This is a genomic window from Streptococcus mitis, assembly GCF_023109235.1.
GTDB lineage: Bacteria > Bacillota > Bacilli > Lactobacillales > Streptococcaceae > Streptococcus > Streptococcus mitis_DA.
On record NZ_JALDUC010000011.1, the window covers coordinates 1 to 16,694 of the forward strand.

17 protein-coding genes, 1 pseudogene and 1 riboswitch are annotated in these 16,694 nt (G+C 41.9%); of the genes and pseudogenes, 11 read left to right on the forward strand and 7 right to left on the reverse strand.

The window, feature by feature from the left end; genetic code table 11:
• Positions 1 to 104: 104 nt before the first annotated feature.
• Positions 105 to 1,040 (reverse strand): bifunctional biotin--[acetyl-CoA-carboxylase] ligase/biotin operon repressor BirA, encoded by a 936-nt coding sequence (gene birA, locus M1F55_RS07340; protein WP_023946033.1) that lies wholly within the window; start codon positions 1,038 to 1,040, stop codon positions 105 to 107.
• A gap of 282 nt (positions 1,041 to 1,322) precedes the next feature.
• Here birA and M1F55_RS07345 point away from each other — a divergent pair, with 282 nt between their 5' ends.
• The 5 genes and pseudogenes from M1F55_RS07345 (at position 1,323) to M1F55_RS07365 (ending at position 5,587) form a co-directional block, all read left to right on the forward strand.
• Entirely contained in the window at positions 1,323 to 2,516 is a 1,194-nt protein-coding gene (locus M1F55_RS07345; protein WP_064275733.1) for an O-antigen ligase family protein, read from the forward strand.
• A gap of 145 nt (positions 2,517 to 2,661) precedes the next feature.
• Positions 2,662 to 3,105: a MarR family winged helix-turn-helix transcriptional regulator gene (locus tag M1F55_RS07350; RefSeq protein ID WP_023946036.1), complete on the forward strand. Its 444-nt coding sequence runs from the start codon at positions 2,662 to 2,664 to the stop codon at positions 3,103 to 3,105.
• 28 nt (positions 3,106 to 3,133) lie between these two features.
• Positions 3,134 to 3,331: pseudogene (locus M1F55_RS07355) on the forward strand (nuclear transport factor 2 family protein); the annotation flags it as partial.
• A 14-nt stretch (positions 3,332 to 3,345) separates the two neighbouring features.
• The gene (locus M1F55_RS07360; protein WP_247947593.1) at positions 3,346 to 4,074 is read left to right on the forward strand and encodes an ATP-binding cassette domain-containing protein; all 729 of its coding nucleotides are present in this window, start codon (positions 3,346 to 3,348) and stop codon (positions 4,072 to 4,074) included.
• A complete protein-coding gene (locus tag M1F55_RS07365; protein WP_033684815.1) occupies positions 4,067 to 5,587 on the forward strand; it encodes an ABC transporter permease/substrate-binding protein in 1,521 nt (506 codons plus the stop codon). The genes M1F55_RS07360 and M1F55_RS07365 overlap by 8 nt, the downstream gene beginning before the upstream one ends.
• A gap of 137 nt (positions 5,588 to 5,724) precedes the next feature.
• On the opposite strand, the gene M1F55_RS07370 is transcribed toward M1F55_RS07365, so the two are convergent.
• Positions 5,725 to 6,261 (reverse strand): TetR/AcrR family transcriptional regulator, encoded by a 537-nt coding sequence (locus M1F55_RS07370; RefSeq protein WP_000207362.1) that lies wholly within the window; start codon positions 6,259 to 6,261, stop codon positions 5,725 to 5,727.
• Positions 6,262 to 6,393: 132 nt separating this feature from the next.
• Here M1F55_RS07370 and M1F55_RS07375 point away from each other — a divergent pair, with 132 nt between their 5' ends.
• Positions 6,394 to 7,284, forward strand: coding sequence for a cation diffusion facilitator family transporter (locus M1F55_RS07375; protein WP_247947594.1), 891 nt, complete (start codon positions 6,394 to 6,396; stop codon positions 7,282 to 7,284).
• Between the two features lie 33 nt (positions 7,285 to 7,317).
• Here M1F55_RS07375 and galR read toward each other — a convergent pair whose 3' ends face one another.
• Positions 7,318 to 8,322 (reverse strand): LacI family DNA-binding transcriptional regulator, encoded by a 1,005-nt coding sequence (gene galR / locus M1F55_RS07380; RefSeq protein ID WP_247947595.1) that lies wholly within the window; start codon positions 8,320 to 8,322, stop codon positions 7,318 to 7,320.
• Positions 8,323 to 8,486: 164 nt separating this feature from the next.
• Here galR and M1F55_RS07385 point away from each other — a divergent pair, with 164 nt between their 5' ends.
• The 3 genes from M1F55_RS07385 to M1F55_RS07395 all read left to right on the forward strand — a co-directional run bounded on the left by M1F55_RS07385 (position 8,487) and on the right by M1F55_RS07395 (position 11,639).
• Positions 8,487 to 9,665 carry a galactokinase gene (locus M1F55_RS07385; protein ID WP_153226740.1) on the forward strand — a complete coding sequence of 393 codons (1,179 nt, stop codon included), beginning with the start codon at positions 8,487 to 8,489 and terminating at the stop codon, positions 9,663 to 9,665.
• 18 nt (positions 9,666 to 9,683) lie between these two features.
• A complete protein-coding gene (locus M1F55_RS07390) occupies positions 9,684 to 11,165 on the forward strand; it encodes a UDP-glucose--hexose-1-phosphate uridylyltransferase (RefSeq protein WP_247947596.1) in 1,482 nt (493 codons plus the stop codon).
• 69 nt (positions 11,166 to 11,234) lie between these two features.
• Positions 11,235 to 11,639 (forward strand): PaaI family thioesterase, encoded by a 405-nt coding sequence (locus M1F55_RS07395; protein ID WP_000651198.1) that lies wholly within the window; start codon positions 11,235 to 11,237, stop codon positions 11,637 to 11,639.
• Between the two features lie 32 nt (positions 11,640 to 11,671).
• Here the strand turns inward: M1F55_RS07395 and M1F55_RS07400 are convergent, their stop codons facing one another.
• The 4 genes from M1F55_RS07400 to M1F55_RS07415 all read right to left on the reverse strand — a co-directional run bounded on the left by M1F55_RS07400 (position 11,672) and on the right by M1F55_RS07415 (position 15,393).
• Positions 11,672 to 12,934: a nucleobase:cation symporter-2 family protein gene (locus M1F55_RS07400; protein ID WP_247947597.1), complete on the reverse strand. Its 1,263-nt coding sequence runs from the start codon at positions 12,932 to 12,934 to the stop codon at positions 11,672 to 11,674.
• Positions 12,934 to 13,515, reverse strand: a complete 582-nt coding sequence (locus M1F55_RS07405) for a xanthine phosphoribosyltransferase (protein ID WP_033684819.1) — start codon at positions 13,513 to 13,515, stop codon at positions 12,934 to 12,936. The genes M1F55_RS07400 and M1F55_RS07405 overlap by 1 nt, the downstream gene beginning before the upstream one ends.
• A 326-nt stretch (positions 13,516 to 13,841) precedes the next feature.
• Positions 13,842 to 13,937: riboswitch (purine riboswitch) on the reverse strand.
• A gap of 230 nt (positions 13,938 to 14,167) precedes the next feature.
• On the reverse strand, positions 14,168 to 14,554 hold the full coding sequence (locus M1F55_RS07410; protein WP_247947598.1) for a bleomycin resistance protein: 387 nt from the start codon (positions 14,552 to 14,554) through the stop codon (positions 14,168 to 14,170).
• 11 nt (positions 14,555 to 14,565) lie between these two features.
• Positions 14,566 to 15,393 carry an exodeoxyribonuclease III gene (locus tag M1F55_RS07415; protein WP_247947599.1) on the reverse strand — a complete coding sequence of 276 codons (828 nt, stop codon included), beginning with the start codon at positions 15,391 to 15,393 and terminating at the stop codon, positions 14,566 to 14,568.
• 133 nt (positions 15,394 to 15,526) lie between these two features.
• Between M1F55_RS07415 and M1F55_RS07420 the strand changes: the two genes are divergently transcribed.
• Both M1F55_RS07420 and M1F55_RS07425 read left to right on the forward strand, forming a co-directional pair.
• Entirely contained in the window at positions 15,527 to 15,982 is a 456-nt protein-coding gene (locus M1F55_RS07420) for a DUF3290 family protein (protein ID WP_020900359.1), read from the forward strand.
• Positions 15,979 to 16,614 (forward strand): DUF421 domain-containing protein, encoded by a 636-nt coding sequence (locus tag M1F55_RS07425; protein WP_020901636.1) that lies wholly within the window; start codon positions 15,979 to 15,981, stop codon positions 16,612 to 16,614. The genes M1F55_RS07420 and M1F55_RS07425 overlap by 4 nt, the downstream gene beginning before the upstream one ends.
• The last annotated feature ends 80 nt before the right edge of the window (positions 16,615 to 16,694 follow it).

Below are 16,694 nucleotides of genomic sequence, written 5' to 3' on the forward strand. Positions count from 1 at the left end.
ATGGGACTTTTTTTCTACACAAAAATAGGCTCCATAATATTTATAGGAGATTTACCCACTACAAATATTATAGAGCCTGATTTTATGGTTGTGCTTGTTTATTACTACTTCCAACTCTTGAGTGAAATTTCTCCGCTATTGAGCCAGATTTCTTTTCCGTTATCACATTGAACTAAAAGTTTTCCACTTTCAGAGATATCTTTAGCAAGTCCCTTGTGGTCTTTTTGATCTAGTGTGAAAGTCACTTCTTTTCCTAGAACGAATGACTGTTTTTTATATAGGTATAATAACTCATCTGCTGGCGTTTTGAAGAAAGAACGCCAGATTTCTATGATTAATTCATTTCTGGTAATAGGTGCTGGAGCTTTGAATAAACTAGCAGCTTTTTCTTTCAATTCTTGAGGGAAGTCTTTGATAGTAAAGTTGATTCCTACTCCAATAATGATATCTGTGACTAAGCCAGTTTCTACTGACGTCATTGCCTCAGTGAGGATTCCTCCAATTTTATGATTTTTGAGGTAGATATCATTGACCCATTTTATGTCGACATCTATTAAAGTTAGGTTCTTAATGGCTTTGTAGATAGCTCCTGCTACAAGTAGTGTGTAGGATGGTAATTGGTCATAGGGAAGATTTGGTTTGAGATGGAGTGTCATATAAATGCCACCTTGGGGTGAGTAGAAAGAACGTTGAAAACGGCCTCGGCCAGCTGTTTGATAGGAAGCTAGATAGAGGGTGTTTGCTTCATTTCCTAAATCAATTGCTTCTTTTGCATCGAGTTGTGTTGATCTTGTTTCGGGTTTAAAACTGATTTTAATTGGAAGATTTTGTTCTAGAAGTTCTGGAAGAATAAGATCCCCATTCACCAGTTTATAGCCTTTGTTTTTGATACTATCAATTTCAATGCCTTCTTGTTCTAAACGCTTGATGGCTTTCCAAATTGATGTTCGGGTCAGTGATAGTTCTTCTGCGATTTTTTCTCCGCTGACATAGTCGGTTTCTTTAGTTAGAATTTGGTAGACGGCTTGGTAGGATTTCATATTGTTTCCTTTCTTTAGCAATTGTAAATGATTTAAATATAGTTTGGATAGTTGGTCAAAACTTTATTATATTACTACTATTTTAACATATACCTAGTCTTTACGGTATGATTTCCTTATAGTAAATCTAGTCATTAAGTTTGAGTTTTGAAATATCAGTATTTTTGCTCCCTTTTTTACCTAGTAAACGTTTCCTTTGTTTTCAAATTGCTAAAAAAGTGGTACAATAAAGGGTAGCTTACTATTATCTGAATCAACTGATTTGGAGAGAAAGGATTCATTTTGAAATCAATAGGCTTTATTGAAAAGCTGAAAGGGTTGTCTAGTAAAGAGCTGATTTTATTGGGAATTATCCTGAGTATCTTTTTACCCTTTTATCTTTTTGTAGTTGTATTCTGTTTATATATTATCAGTTTAATTTTCACAGGAGACATGAAAAGTATTCTTCAGAAAATGGGGGAGCATCCGATGCTACTTCTTTTTCTTGGCTATAGTACTGTTATATCCGTTTTTGCACAAAATTGGATGGGAGTTGTGGCCTCAGTAGGAATTTTTCTATTTACTGTTTTCTTTTTGCATTATCAGTCGATTTTATCACATAAATTCTTTCGATTGATTTTGCAGCTCGTCTTGTTTGGTAGCGTTTTGTCAGCTGCTTTTGCGAGTTTAGAACATTTCCAAATTGTGAAGAAATTCAACTATGCTTTTCTTTCACCTAACATGCAGGTGTGGCATCAGAATCGTGCAGAAGTGACCTTCTTTAATCCTAATTATTATGGAATTATTTGTTGTTTCTGTATCATGATTGCCTTCTATCTGTTTACAACGACCAAGTTGAATTGGTTGAAAGTATTCTGTGTGATTGCAGGCTTTGTGAATCTCTTTGGTTTGAACTTTACGCAAAATCGAACTGCCTTTCCTGCTATTATCGCTGGTGCCATTATCTATCTCTTTACGACCATTAAAAACTGGAAGGCCTTTTGGCTTAGTATTGGGGTCTTTGCGATTGGCTTGAGCTTCCTCTTTTCTAGTGATTTGGGAGTTCGGATGGGGACTTTAGACTCTTCTATGGAAGAACGCATTTCTATCTGGGATGCTGGGATGGCCTTGTTTAAGCAAAATCCTTTTTGGGGTGAAGGGCCATTGACCTACATGCACTCGTATCCTCGGATAAATGCTCCTTATCATGAACATGCTCACAGTCTTTATATTGATACGATTCTGAGTTACGGAATTGTAGGGACTATTTTACTAGTTTTGTCTTCTGTGGCTCCTGTTCGCTTGATGATGGATATGAGTCAGGAGTCGGGGAAACGTCCGATTATCGGCCTTTATCTCTCTTTCCTTACAGTGGTTGCTGTGCACGGAATCTTTGACTTGGCTCTCTTCTGGATCCAGTCAGGCTTCATTTTCTTGCTAGTTATGTGCAGTATTCCATTGGAGCATCGAACGTTGGTATCGGACATGACGGATTAAGTTTTATAAGATTGAAATCTTCTACCTTGGGTAGGAGGTTTTTTTACTGGGAAAAATTATTTCTAAATCGAAATAGTTGACAGATGGAATGACAGGTGTTACAATTATTTCATTCGTTTCGATATCGAAATAAATTGGAGGTGTCATGAAAGATAGTCATTTGCTAGCCCATCATATTCGTTTGTTGAATGGGAGAATTTTTCAAAAGTTACTGAGCCAAGATCCTGAAGCTCTTTATCGGAGTGAACAGGGGAAGATTTTAGCGGTTTTATGGAATAGTGAAACTGGCTGCGCAACTGCGACAGATATTGCTCTGGCAACTGGGCTTGCTAACAATACACTGACGACGATGATTAAAAAACTAGAGGAACAAAATCTTGTAGCTATTAGTCCATGTGGAGAAGATAAGCGTAAGAAGTATTTGGTTTTAACAGAGTTGGGGCAGTCTCAGAAAGAAGTGGGGCATCGTGTCAGTCAGAAATTGGATACGATCTTTTACAAAGGATTCACCGAGGAAGAAATTCGCCAATTTGAAGGTTTTCGAGAAAGAATTTTGGCTAATCTGAAAGAGGAGGAAAATGAGGTTTAGAATATAGCAAATTAGCTGTTTATAAGCAAATGCCACTTTTGAATTTGTTTTCCAACTCTTAGGACAAGGAAACTATGTGGTTAGCTATGGTCAGACTCAGATTGATGGAGTTGCTTATGCCCAGTACCATATCTTCCATCTAGAAAACGGGAAAATTGTGGAACATTGGGACAATAAGGAAGTCATGCCTAAGGTAGAAGACTTGACCAATAGAGGAAAGTTTTAAATTGAGGATACAGAATGATTGAATACAAGAATGTAGCGCTACGCTACACAGAAAAAGATGTCTTAAGAGATGTAAATTTACGGATTGAGAATGGGGAATTTATGGTTTTAGTTGGTCCATCTGGCTCAGGTAAGACGACCATGATCAAGATGATTAACCGTCTCTTGGAACCAACTGATGGAAATATTTATATGGATGGCAAGCGCATCAAAGACTATGATGAGCGTGAACTTCGCCTTTCTACTGGTTATGTTTTACAGGCCATTGCTCTGTTTCCGAATCTAACGGTTGCGGAAAATATCGCCCTGATTCCTGAGATGAAGGGGTGGAGCAAGGAAGATATTGCTCAGAAAACAGAAGAGCTTTTGGCTAAGGTTGGCTTGCCAGTAGCTGAGTATGGGCATCGACTTCCGAGTGAATTATCTGGTGGGGAACAGCAACGGGTCGGTATTGTTCGTGCTATGATTGGTCAGCCTAAGATTCTCCTCATGGATGAACCCTTTTCAGCCTTGGATGCTATTTCGAGAAAACAGTTGCAGGTTCTGACTAAAGAATTGCATAAAGAGTTTGGGATGACAACGATTTTTGTGACCCATGATACGGATGAGGCCTTGAAGTTGGCGGACCGTATTGCTGTCTTGCAGGATGGAGAGATTCGCCAGGTAGCGAATCCTGAGACAATTTTAAAAGCACCTGCCACAGAATTTGTAGCAGACTTGTTTGGAGGTAGTGTTCATGACTAATTTAATTGCAACTTTTCAGGATCGTTTTAGTGATTGGTTGACAGCTCTATCTCAACATTTGCAGTTGTCACTTTTGACCTTGTTGCTGGCCATCTTTATAGCGATTCCCTTGGCTGTTTATCTTCGCTATCATGAGAAGTTAGCGGATTGGGTCTTACAGATTGCAGGGATTTTCCAGACCATCCCGTCTCTGGCCTTGTTAGGGCTCTTTATTCCCTTGATGGGAATTGGAACCTTGCCGGCTTTGACAGCTCTAGTGATTTATGCGATCTTTCCGATTTTACAAAATACCATCACTGGACTCAAGGGAATTGATCCAAGTCTACAAGAGGCTGGGATTGCCTTTGGGATGACTAGGTGGGAGCGTCTCAAGAAGTTTGAAATTCCACTTGCTATGCCTGTTATGATGTCTGGGATTCGGACGGCAGCGGTCTTGATTATCGGTACGGCAACCTTGGCGGCCTTGATTGGTGCAGGGGGACTGGGTTCCTTTATCCTTTTGGGAATTGACCGTAATAATGCCAGTCTGATTTTGATTGGGGCACTTTCTTCCGCAGTGCTTGCCATTGCCTTTAACTTCCTACTAAAAGTGATGGAAAAGGCAAAATTGCGGACGATTTTCTCTGGTTTTGCCTTGGTGACCATATTGCTTGGTTTGTCTTATAGTCCAGCTCTTTTGGCTCAAAAAGAGAAAGAAAACTTGGTTATTGCTGGGAAATTGGGACCGGAACCAGAAATTTTGGCCAATATGTATAAACTCCTTATTGAAGAAAATACCAGCATGACTGCGACTGTTAAACCGAATTTTGGGAAAACAAGCTTTCTTTATGAAGCTTTGAAAAAAGGCGATATTGACATCTATCCTGAATTTACTGGTACGGTGACTGAAAGTTTGCTGCAACCATCACCTAAAGTGAGTCATGAGCCAGAGCAGGTTTATCAGGTGGCGCGTGATGGTATTGCCAAACAGGATCATCTAGCCTATCTCAAACCCATGTCTTATCAAAATACCTATGCTGTAGCTGTTCCAAAAAAGATTGCTCAAGAATATGGCTTGAAGACCATTTCGGACTTGAAAAAAGTGGAAGGGCAGTTGAAGGCTGGATTTACACTCGAATTTAATGACCGTGAAGATGGAAATAAGGGCTTACAATCAATGTATGGTCTCAATCTCAATGTAGCTACCATGGAACCAGCCCTTCGCTATCAGGCTATTCAGTCAGGTGATATTCAAATCACGGACGCCTATTCGACTGATGCGGAATTGGCGCGTTATGATTTGCAGGTCTTGGAAGATGACAAGCAACTCTTCCCACCTTATCAAGGAGCTCCACTGATGAAAGAAGCTCTTCTCAAGAAACATCCAGAGTTGGAAACAGTTCTCAATAAATTGGCTGGTAAAATTACTGAAAGCCAGATGAGCCAGCTCAACTACCAAGTCGGTGTTGAAGGCAAGTCAGCAGAACAAGTAGCCAAGGAGTTTCTACAAGAACAAGGTTTGTTGAAGAAATAGCTTGAAAAGCTAAACTCAACTTGGTTAAACGACAATATAGAAGAACGCTCAGACAATGTCGTCTGGGCTTTTTTGATTATTGAAAAGATAAAAAACTCAGTAGCCTAGAAATAAGGCAACCGAGCTTTAATCTGTATTCAATTTTTAGGAATGAGAAGGTCTAGATAAAACTGCACAACTTCTTGGTCTGTAAAGTCTTGTCCTTTTTTGAGCCACCAGGTCAATGTCTCGATAAAGTTGGACACGACTAAGTGTTGGAGGTAAGAAGCAGGCAGACTTGGGTGTGCTTCTTTAAACTCATCAGTTAGCATGGGATAGACGTGGTGCTCCAGCTCTCTCCGGAGTTGACGGAGGAAGTAGTCATTCTTGGAGAATAGTAAACTGGTGATATGGTCTTGGTTTTTCTGAAAATGGAGAAAGAGGTGGGCGAGGTAGTCCTCAGTTGAAATGGGTTGCTCTCTTTCAAAGAGATGATGGAAGAGGTGGCGGCAAAGCGCGTCCAGAAGTAGTTCCTTACTCTCATAGTGACAGTAAAAGGTGGATCGTCCCACATCTGCGAGATCAATGATATCCTGAACTGTAGTGGCTTCGTAACCCTTATCGTTTAAAAGTTGTAGAAAAGCTTGATAGATGGCTTTTTTTGTTTTGCTGATACGGCGGTCAATGGTAGTCATATGGACACTTGAGGCAAATTGTTCAGAAATGAATAAAGCTGACGTTTTGCTTCTATCCTTTCTTTGAGTTTTAGTGGATAATGATAATGAACAATGTATTCATAAATCTATTATAACAAAGGAATGAGAAAGATGAAGACAAAATATACTGTTTGGGTAGCTTTTTTCTTAAATTTAAGCTATGCTATTGTTGAGTTTATCGCAGGAGGAATATTTGGTTCGAGTGCCGTTCTCGCTGATTCTGTTCATGACTTGGGAGATGCTATAGCCATTGGCATATCGGCCTTTTTGGAAACAATCTCAAATCGAGAAGAAGATAGGAAGTACACCTTGGGTTACAAGCGATTTAGTCTTTTAGGGGCCCTAGTGACTGCTGTGATTCTTATCACAGGATCCATTCTAGTGATCTTGGAAAATATAACTAAACTTTTGAATCCACAGCCCGTTAATGACGAAGGCGTCCTCTGGCTAGGAATCATTGCAGTCAGTATCAATGTGCTAGCTAGTCTAGTAGTTCGTAAGGGAAAGACAAAGAACGAGTCAATTCTGAGCCTGCACTTTTTGGAAGATACTCTAGGTTGGTTGGCTGTCATTCTAATGGCGATTATCCTCCGATTTACAGATTGGTATATCCTTGATCCGCTCTTATCGCTTGTCATTTCCATCTTCATTCTAACAAAAGCTATTCCTCGATTTTGGAGCGCACTCAAGATTTTCCTGGATGCTGTGCCAGAAGGACTAGAGACAGGTGATTTGGAGAAGGATTTGGAGGCTCTGACCAATGTCAAAAGTGTCAATCAACTTAGCATTTGGTCCATGGATGGTCTAGAAAATAATGCTATTATCCATATCTGTTTAGAGGATTGGGAGGAGATGACGGAAACAAAGAATCAAGTACGTCAGCTCTTAGAAGAAAGAGGTGTGCAGAATATTACTATCGAAGTGGACACCAGTCAAAGCAATCATGCGCAACATAAGCGGAGGGTGAGAGAATTAGAGCAGAAGCATGGGCATCATCATTAGAAAAGCGACCTCGCTAGAGGTCGTTTTGTTATCCTATTCATTCCTTGTACTTTCTCTCAGAGTCAGTCTGGTTCCCAACATGGTTAGGCTAGGGATTTTGCGACCGTGGAGCACTTCCTTGTTAAGAATATCCATACCTGCTCGGCCCATTTCTTCGGTATAGACGGTGATGCTGGAGAGGGGAGGATAAACCTGTTTGGTCAGACTAGTGTCGTTAAAGGAAATGAGGCTGACACGGTCTGGCAGGCTGATTCCAGCTTCTTGGAGGGCACGGAGGGCACCGATAGCTAAACTATCGCTGGCTGCGAAAAATGCTGGCGGGAGTTGGTCTCCCAAGTTCTGAATGGCCTCTTTCATTAAGTCATAGCCAGACTGGGCAGTAAAGCTTCCTTGAAAGACCAGTTCATCATGATAGATTCCTTTTGTTTGACTGTAGTTTCTGAAGTTTTCAAGACGCTTGTCCTGAATGATTTCTTCTTGGTCAGTTGTTTCTTCAAGGCCTGTTAGAATCCCGATGCGGTCCATCCCTTGGCTGAGAAAATAATCGACAACCTGTTTCATGGCAGTGTAAAAGTCCGTGATAATGCAGGTATGTCCTAGTGAAAGAGTATCACTGTCTAGAAAGACAAGAGGCTTTTGGTATTCCTCAAAGGCAGAAATCTGAGCTCGGCTAAATTTTCCGATGCAGAGAATCCCAATGACTTCCTCGCTCAGAGTAAAAGGATGGTCGTTGAAATAGCGCAAGATATCATAGTCCAACTCTTGGGCTCTTTTTTCTATGCCTAGGCGAATCTGGTAGTAGTAGAGGTCGTCCAGCTCCCCTTGTTCGCTGACCCATTGGATAATGGCAATCTTTTGCTTGGGTTTGTGGGACTCGTCTGTCTTGAGGTGCTTGGTGTAGCCCAGCTCTTCAGCAACGGTTAAAATACGGTGTCTGGTTTCTTCAGTAACAGATAGGCTCTGGTCGCGATTGAGGACGCGGGATACGGTCGCGATAGAGACAGAGGCTAGCTGTGCAATGTCTTTTAAGGTAGCCATAAATCCTCCTTCTTTTAAGTTAGTATATCATATTTTTCTGCCTTTTACCGATAGTTTAGTAAAAGTTTAGTAAAAAGGATTGACCTTGGGAAAACCCTTGGATACAATAGAGGAAAACGATTACACGTTAAGACGACTTAACGGACAGTAAAAGGAGAAATCATATGACACAACATCTTACTGCTGAAGCTCTTCGTAAAGACTTCTTTGCTGTTTTTGGTCAAGAAGCAGACCAAACCTTCTTTTCACCTGGCCGCATTAATTTGATTGGTGAACACACGGACTACAACGGTGGGCATGTTTTTCCTGCTGCTATTTCCTTGGGAACTTATGGGGCGGCTCGCAAGCGTGACGACCAAGTTTTGCGTTTCTACTCAGCTAACTTTGAGGACAAGGGCATTATCGAAGTGCCTCTTGCGGACCTCAAGTTTGAAAAAGAGCACAACTGGACCAACTATCCAAAAGGAGTTCTTCATTTCTTGCAAGAAGCTGGGCACGTGATTGACAAAGGTTTTGATTTTTATGTTTATGGGAATATCCCAAATGGTGCTGGTTTGTCTTCTTCAGCATCCTTGGAACTTTTGACAGGGGTAGTGGCAGAGCATCTCTTTGATTTAAAATTAGACCGTTTAGATTTGGTTAAAATCGGTAAACAAACAGAAAACAACTTTATCGGAGTAAATTCTGGTATCATGGACCAATTTGCTATCGGTATGGGAGCTGACCAACGTGCTATTTACCTAGATACCAACACCTTAGAGTATGACTTGGTGCCACTTGATTTGAAGGACAATGTCGTTGTTATCATGAACACCAATAAACGCCGTGAATTGGCGGATTCTAAATATAATGAACGCCGTGCTGAGTGTGAAAAAGCAGTAGAAGAACTACAAGTGGCTTTGGACATTCAAACCTTGGGTGAATTGGACGAATGGGCTTTTGACCAATACAGCTATCTAATTAAAGACGAAAATCGTTTGAAACGTGCTCGCCATGCCGTACTTGAAAACCAACGTACCCTCAAAGCTCAAGCAGCCCTTCAAGCAGGTAATTTGGAAACATTTGGTCGTTTGATGAATGCGTCACACGTTTCTCTTGAGCATGATTATGAAGTAACTGGTTTGGAATTGGATACCTTGGTTCACACGGCTTGGGATCAAGAAGGTGTTCTCGGTGCTCGAATGACAGGTGCTGGTTTTGGTGGCTGTGCCATTGCCTTGGTTCAAAAAGATACTGTTGAGTCCTTTAAGGGAGCTGTAGGCAAACACTACGAGGAAGTAGTTGGATACGCTCCAAGCTTCTATATCGCTGAAGTTGCAGGTGGCACTCGCGTCCTTGACTAGTCAAAAGGAGGCTCTATAGTGACCTTAGTAGATAAATTTGTAACATATGTCATTTCTGAAAGTTCATTTGAGGAAATGGATCGAATCTACCTGACCAATCGTGTCTTGGCACGAGTGGGAGATGGTGTTTTGGAAGTTGAGACAAATCTGGATAAAGTGATTGACCTCAAGGACCAGCTGGTTGAGGAAGCCGTTCGATTAGAGACGATTGAGGATAGTCAGACTGCGCGTGAAATCCTTGGTGCTGAACTGATGGACTTGGTGACCCCTTGTCCCAGTCAGGTCAATCGTGATTTCTGGGCAACCTATGCCCACTCTCCTGAGCAGGCGATAGAGGATTTTTACCAACTCAGTCAGAAAAATGACTACATCAAGCTCAAGGCCATTGCTAAAAATATCGCTTATCGTGTTCCATCTGACTACGGGGAGCTTGAAATTACCATCAATCTCTCTAAGCCTGAAAAAGATCCCAAAGAGATTGCAGCAGCCAAGTTGGTGCAAGCCAGCAATTATCCTCAGTGTCAGCTGTGTCTAGAGAATGAGGGCTACCATGGTCGGGTCAACCACCCAGCTCGCAGCAATCACCGTATTATCCGCTTTGAAATGGCGGGTCAGGAGTGGGGCTTCCAGTATTCGCCTTATGCCTACTTTAATGAGCACTGTATTTTCTTAGATGGTCAGCATCGTCCCATGGCCATTAGTCGTCAGAGCTTTGAACGTCTGTTGGCTATCGTAGAGCAGTTTCCAGGATATTTTGCAGGCTCTAATGCCGATCTGCCGATTGTGGGTGGCTCTATTCTGACTCATGACCACTATCAGGGAGGCCGTCACGTATTTCCTATGGAATTGGCTCCTTTGCAAAAGACTTTCTCTTTTACTGGTTTTGAGCAGGTCAAGGCTGGGATTGTCAAGTGGCCCATGTCTGTCCTACGTTTGACTTCGGATTCTAAAGAGGCTTTGGTTAACTTGGCTGATAAGATTTTGCAAGAATGGCGCCAGTATTCAGATCCTGTAGTGCAGATTTTGGCAGAGACAGACGGGACACCGCATCACACCATCACACCAATTGCACGTAAACGCAATGGACAATTTGAGTTGGACTTGGTCTTGAGAGACAATCAGACTTCTGCAGAACATCCTGATGGCATCTATCATCCCCACAAGGATGTTCAACATATCAAGAAGGAAAATATCGGCTTGATTGAGGTCATGGGCTTGGCTATCTTGCCACCACGTCTGAAAGCAGAAGTGGAGCAAGTAGCTAGCTATCTTGTAGGAGAAGCTGTTACAGTTGCCGATTATCATCAGGAATGGGCTGACCAACTTAGAGCCCAATATCCAGACCTAACAGATAAAGAAAAAGCCCTTGAAATCGTCAAGGACTCTGTTGGTGCTATCTTTGCGCGTGTACTTGAGGATGCAGGGGGTTACAAGCAGACAGAACAAGGACAGGCAGCCTTTATGCGCTTTGTGGAGCAGGTCGGAATTTTGCCAGACTAGGAGCTTTCTCCTTGCACAGTCCTATAAAAAGTAGTATCATAGTGTCGTTTGAAATATCAGGAGGAAACGATGAAAGATTTTCATTTTGACGCTATATCTGCCTTTGAAAATTACGAAATAGAGAAAATGAGAGATGGTCACGTTGTGGTGACGACCAAAGTAGTGGACTCGTCGCTCAACTACTATGGCAATGCTCATGGTGGCTATCTCTTTACTCTCTGTGACCAGATCAGTGGTTTGGTGGTTATCTCGCTGGGGCTTGATGGGGTGACACTCCAATCTTCTATCAACTACCTCAAGGCAGGAAAACTCGACGATGTGCTGACCATTAAAGGAGAATGTGTCCATCAAGGTCGCACAACCTGTGTGGTGGATGTGGATATTACCAATCAAGAGGGCAGAAATGTCTGCAAAGCAACCTTTACCATGTTTGTCACAGGCCAGCGGTCAGAAGACAGACAGGTAAGGATATAGATAAACAAAAAAGAGGTGTAAACCTCTTTTTTTTATTTCTTCTTATGATTTAATACTGCATTGAGGACAATGGCTAGTAGGCTGGCTACGACGATTCCGTTTGAGAAGAACATTTGGAAAGCTGTCGGCATGCTGACAAAGAGATTACTGTTGTTGAGTCCGACACCTGCAGCGATGGAGACTGCTGCGATAAGGAAGTTATGTTCATTGTTAGCAAAGTCAACACGGGCGAGGATTTGCATCCCTTGAATCGATACAAAACCAAACATCACCAGCATGGCACCACCGAGGACAGGGCTCGGAATGATTTGGGCAAGGGCACCAAACTTAGGAAGGAGTCCAAGGAGAACGAGGAAACCAGCTGCGTAGTAGATTGGCAGGCGTTTCTTGATACCTGATAATTTAACCAAACCAACGTTTTGTGAAAATCCTGTGTACGGGAAGGTGTTAAAGATTCCTCCGAGAAGTACGGCCAAACCTTCTGCGCGGTAACCGTTGCGCAGGCGCGTGCTGTCGATTGGGTCTTTTGTGATATCAGACAAGGCTAGGTAAACACCAGTCGATTCAACCATAGACACCGTTGCGATGATACACATCATGACAATAGATGAGATTTCAAAGGTTGGCATCCCAAAGTAGAGGGGAGTTGGGACATGGACAAGTGGTGCTGCCGCAACAGGAGAGAAGTCCACCAAACCCATGCTAGCAGCAATGGCAGTTCCAACAACCAAACCAATCAAAATAGAGATAGACTTGATAAATCCTTTGGTAAAGATGTTAATCAAGAGGATAATCAAAACAGTGATAGCTGCAAGCAAGAGACTTTGACCAGTTGGCTCTGGAACGTTATTTCCCATATTTCCAATAGCGACAGGGATCAAGGTTAAACCAATCGTGGTAATAACAGATCCTGTTACGATAGATGGGAAGAGATTAGCTACTTTTGAGAAGATGCCTGACACAAGAACAACGTAAATCCCTGATGCGATAAGGGCACCAAACATAGCACCACTACCACGGCTTTGTCCAATCATAATCAAAGGAGCGACTGATTGGAAGGCAACTCCGAGAACGACTGGTAATCCAATTCCAAAGTATTTGTTGAGTTGGAGTTGGAGGAAGGTTGCTACCCCACACATGAAGATATCTGTGGAAATCAGGTAGGTTAACTGCTCAGTTGAATAGCCAAGGGCTGTCGCAATCATGATGGGAACCAGGATGGATCCTGAGTACATAGCTAGTAAGTGCTGCAAACCAAGAACGGCTGCTTGCGAATGTTTTTCTTGAGTTTGCATTAAAGATCTGCCTCCTTAAATACGACTTGACCATTTTCAAAACGATCCAAACGAGCGAGTGATAGAACAGGGTAGCCTGCTTTTTCAAGCAAATCACGGCCATCTTGGAAAGATTTTTCAATCACAATACCGATAGCTTCGACTGTGGCTCCAGCCTGTTCGATGATTTGAATCAAGCCTTTGGCAGCTTGGCCATTAGCAAGGAAATCGTCGATAATCAAGACCTTGTCCTCTGGTGAGAGGAATTTTCCAGCGACAGAAACGGTGCTGGTTACCTGCTTGGTAAAGGAGTAAACTTCGGCAGTTAAGATTCCTTCGTTCATAGTGATGTTCTTAGCTTTTTTGGCGAAAATCATGGGAACGTTTAAGGCTTCAGCTGTAAAAACGGCTGGGGCAATACCCGACGCTTCAATGGTCACGACCTTGGTAATGCCAGCAGAAGCAAATTTTTCCGCAAAAACCTTACCAATCTCTCGCATCAAGCTAAAGTCAACTTGGTGGGTTAAAAAGGAATCCACCTTGAGGATGTTGTCACCCAAGATATGCCCATCCTTGAGGATGCGCTCTTCTAATAATTTCATAAGACCTCCTAAAGTCTAAAAGCCAGTTTACTTGTTGGTTAAATGTTTCTATGGTGATCCAGTTTGCTAGTACTATATATTTGATAAAACTAGTACGAGCGAAGCGAGTCTTATCAAATATTTCCCGTTGTAGTGGTATCATAGACAATAAGTTTGTTATTGTCTATGACGGAATTTTTGAGACTTTTGGCTCAAAAATTAGGGATGAAATTCCGAAGGAAGTTGCTCCCGTCCGCACTACTTAAGGGAAATATTAAAAATATTCAAAAAGGACCTACTTAATCTCTAAGTAAGTCCCCAAAATAGGCATGGCAAAAACGACCATACCTCACTTCTGACTTACTTATTGTTAGGTGTTCCGGCACCTTGTAGAAACATCGTGCCAATTCACGACATAAACAAGTAAAATGATATTCAATTTCAAATAGGCTTGAGCCAATGTTTTTATTTTACACTAAATAACTTTAGAAATCAAATATTTTGTTAGTGTTTTGGTTTGAAAAACGAACAAATATAATAAAAATGGGCAAGAATTAACTTATTGGCTAACATTTAGAAGGTTTTTCCATCATAAAAGGCATATTATCAAGTTTTTAAACACTTGACAATATGCCTTTTTAACTTTAAAGACTTTTTCCAAATCTTTATTATTCTACTCGCTAAATCTTAAAAAATAGCCATCTGGATCCAAAACTGCAAACTCATGAGGATAGATATAGTAATCTCCAACACGAAACTTTCTTTTGGTTAAGGGACGATGGATAGGATAGTCAGCTTCTAGCAGTTTTTGGTGGAGTTGAGGGACATCTTCAATACCAAAGGAAATATTGACACCGCGCCCGAAAGGATAGGTCAGCTGAGCTAATTCTTCTGCGCTGCCTTCTTCTAGCATAAGTTGGCAGTCTTCAAGCGAGAGGAAGAGAAATTTCTCCTCTGGACGCTCGTATTCGACAGAGAATCCTAGCAGGTCACAGTAGAAGTGGCGTGATTTTTCGATGTCAGATACTACAAACTCAGGAATGACAGCTTGATAGTCCATTAGCTTTCTCCTTAGAGTTCAATCTCCATGACAATGGGTGTGTGGTCTTGGCGCGCACCGGAGTCAATCATATCAGACTTGGTGACCTTGTCAGCCACGCGGTTACTTGTGAGCCAGTAGTCGATTCTCCAGCCTGTATTGTTGATTTTAGAAGTCTTGCTGCGCTGTGCCCACCAAGTGTAGCGTTCTGGAACATCGCCGTGAATGTGGCGGAAGGTATCCGTAAATCCAGTTGCCAAAAGGTTGGTAAATCCAGCACGTTCCTCGTCGGTAAATCCAGGTGAACGGCGGTTGCTAGCAGGATTTGCAAGGTCGATTTCATTGTGGGCTACGTTGTAGTCACCGGTTGCAAGGACTGGTTTTTGTTTGTCCAACTCCGCTAAATACTCAGCATATTTGACATCCCAGACTTGACGTTCTTCCAAGCGTTTGAGTCCATCTCCAGCATTTGGTGTGTAAACTTGGGTAACGAAAAATTTATCAAATTCTAGAGTGATGATACGACCTTCCAAGTCCATGGTAGAAGGGGCACCGATTTTTGGGAAGCTGATAGTTGGCGTAAGTTCTTTCTTATAGAGGAACATGGTTCCAGCATAGCCTTTACGGGCAGGTTCTTGGGAAGAGCGCCACGTGTTTTCGTAACCTGGGAAGAGTTCCTCTAAAATTTCCAAGTGTTTCTTTGTAGGACCCTTGGCAGAAAGCTTGGTTTCTTGGATAGCAATGATATCAGCATTTTCAGCGACCAAAGTTTGTAGTACTTCTTGGGACAATTTGGCACGAGTTGAGTCACTAGTTAGGGCAGCATTGAGGGAATCAATATTCCATGAGATGAGTTTCATAAAGTTACCTTTTTCATTCAGATTATAGATTTTATTATACCAAAAAAAGGTCCATTTCCCCAACGTATGGCTTGAAAAATCACTCTCTTTCGTTTATAATTAAGAATGATTTTATGAAAGGGAGTGAAAATAAATGAAATTTTACTCATATGACTATGTGCTTAGCCAAATCAGTCAACAAAATGGAATCATGATTGGCTTTGGAATTGTTCTCCTAGCTATCACAGGATTTTTTGCCTTTAAGGCCTATCGAGATAAAAAGGGGACTAAGTTTCGGGAATTGGTCATGATTTTGGCCTTGACCTTAGTGGCCATGCTTTTAGTGACAATTTCAAAATACCAGACCAATCAAGCCTCTAACAATCAATTTCAAACCTCCCTTCATTTCATAGAGGTTGTTTCCAAAGACTTGGGAGTGGATAAATCAGAAGTCTATGTCAATACTTCTGCAGCCACTGATGGAGCGCTTGTCAAGGTAGGTTCAAATGTCTATCGTGCCATGAACGGGAGCCAACCAGACAAGTATCTTTTAGAGAAATTAGAATTGCATCAAACAGATGCTATTGAATTGGTGGAGGTAAACAAATGACACTCAATTATATGGAAATTTTAATCAAACTGGCCTTGGGGCTCTTCTCGCTTGTTTTTGTTATCAATGTGACAGGAAAGGGGAACCTAGCACCTAACTCTGCGACAGACCAAATTCAGAACTATGTTCTTGGTGGTATCATCGGTGGGGTAATTTACAATAGTTCAATCAGTATCCTGCAATACACAGTGATTTTGATGATGTGGACGATTTTGGTTTTGACCCTAAAGTGGCTCAATAACAATGTTCGCTTTGTCAAACGCTTGATTGATGGGAAACCAACTCTCCTCATCAAAAATGGGCAGATTGACCCAGAAGCCTGTCGTTCAGTTGGCTTGTCTGCATCGGATGTAGCCCTCAAACTTCGTAGCCAAGGGATTTTCCAGATGAAGCAAGTTAAACGAGCTGTGCAAGAACAAAATGGCCAACTCATCGTGGTTCAAATGGGAGATGAAAATCCTAAGTATCCAGTTGTGACTGACGGTGTGATCCAAGTCGATGTCTTGGAATCGATTGGTCGTAGCGAAGAGTGGCTGCTTGATAATCTCAGCAAGCAAGGGCATGACAATGTAGCCAACATCTTTATCGCTGAGTATGACAAGGGTGCTGTTACAGTCGTAACCTATGAATAAGAAAAACCTGGGGTCTTGTACTCTTCAAAAATCAAATTCAAACTGCGTCAACGTCGCCTTGCCGTACTCAAGTACAGCCT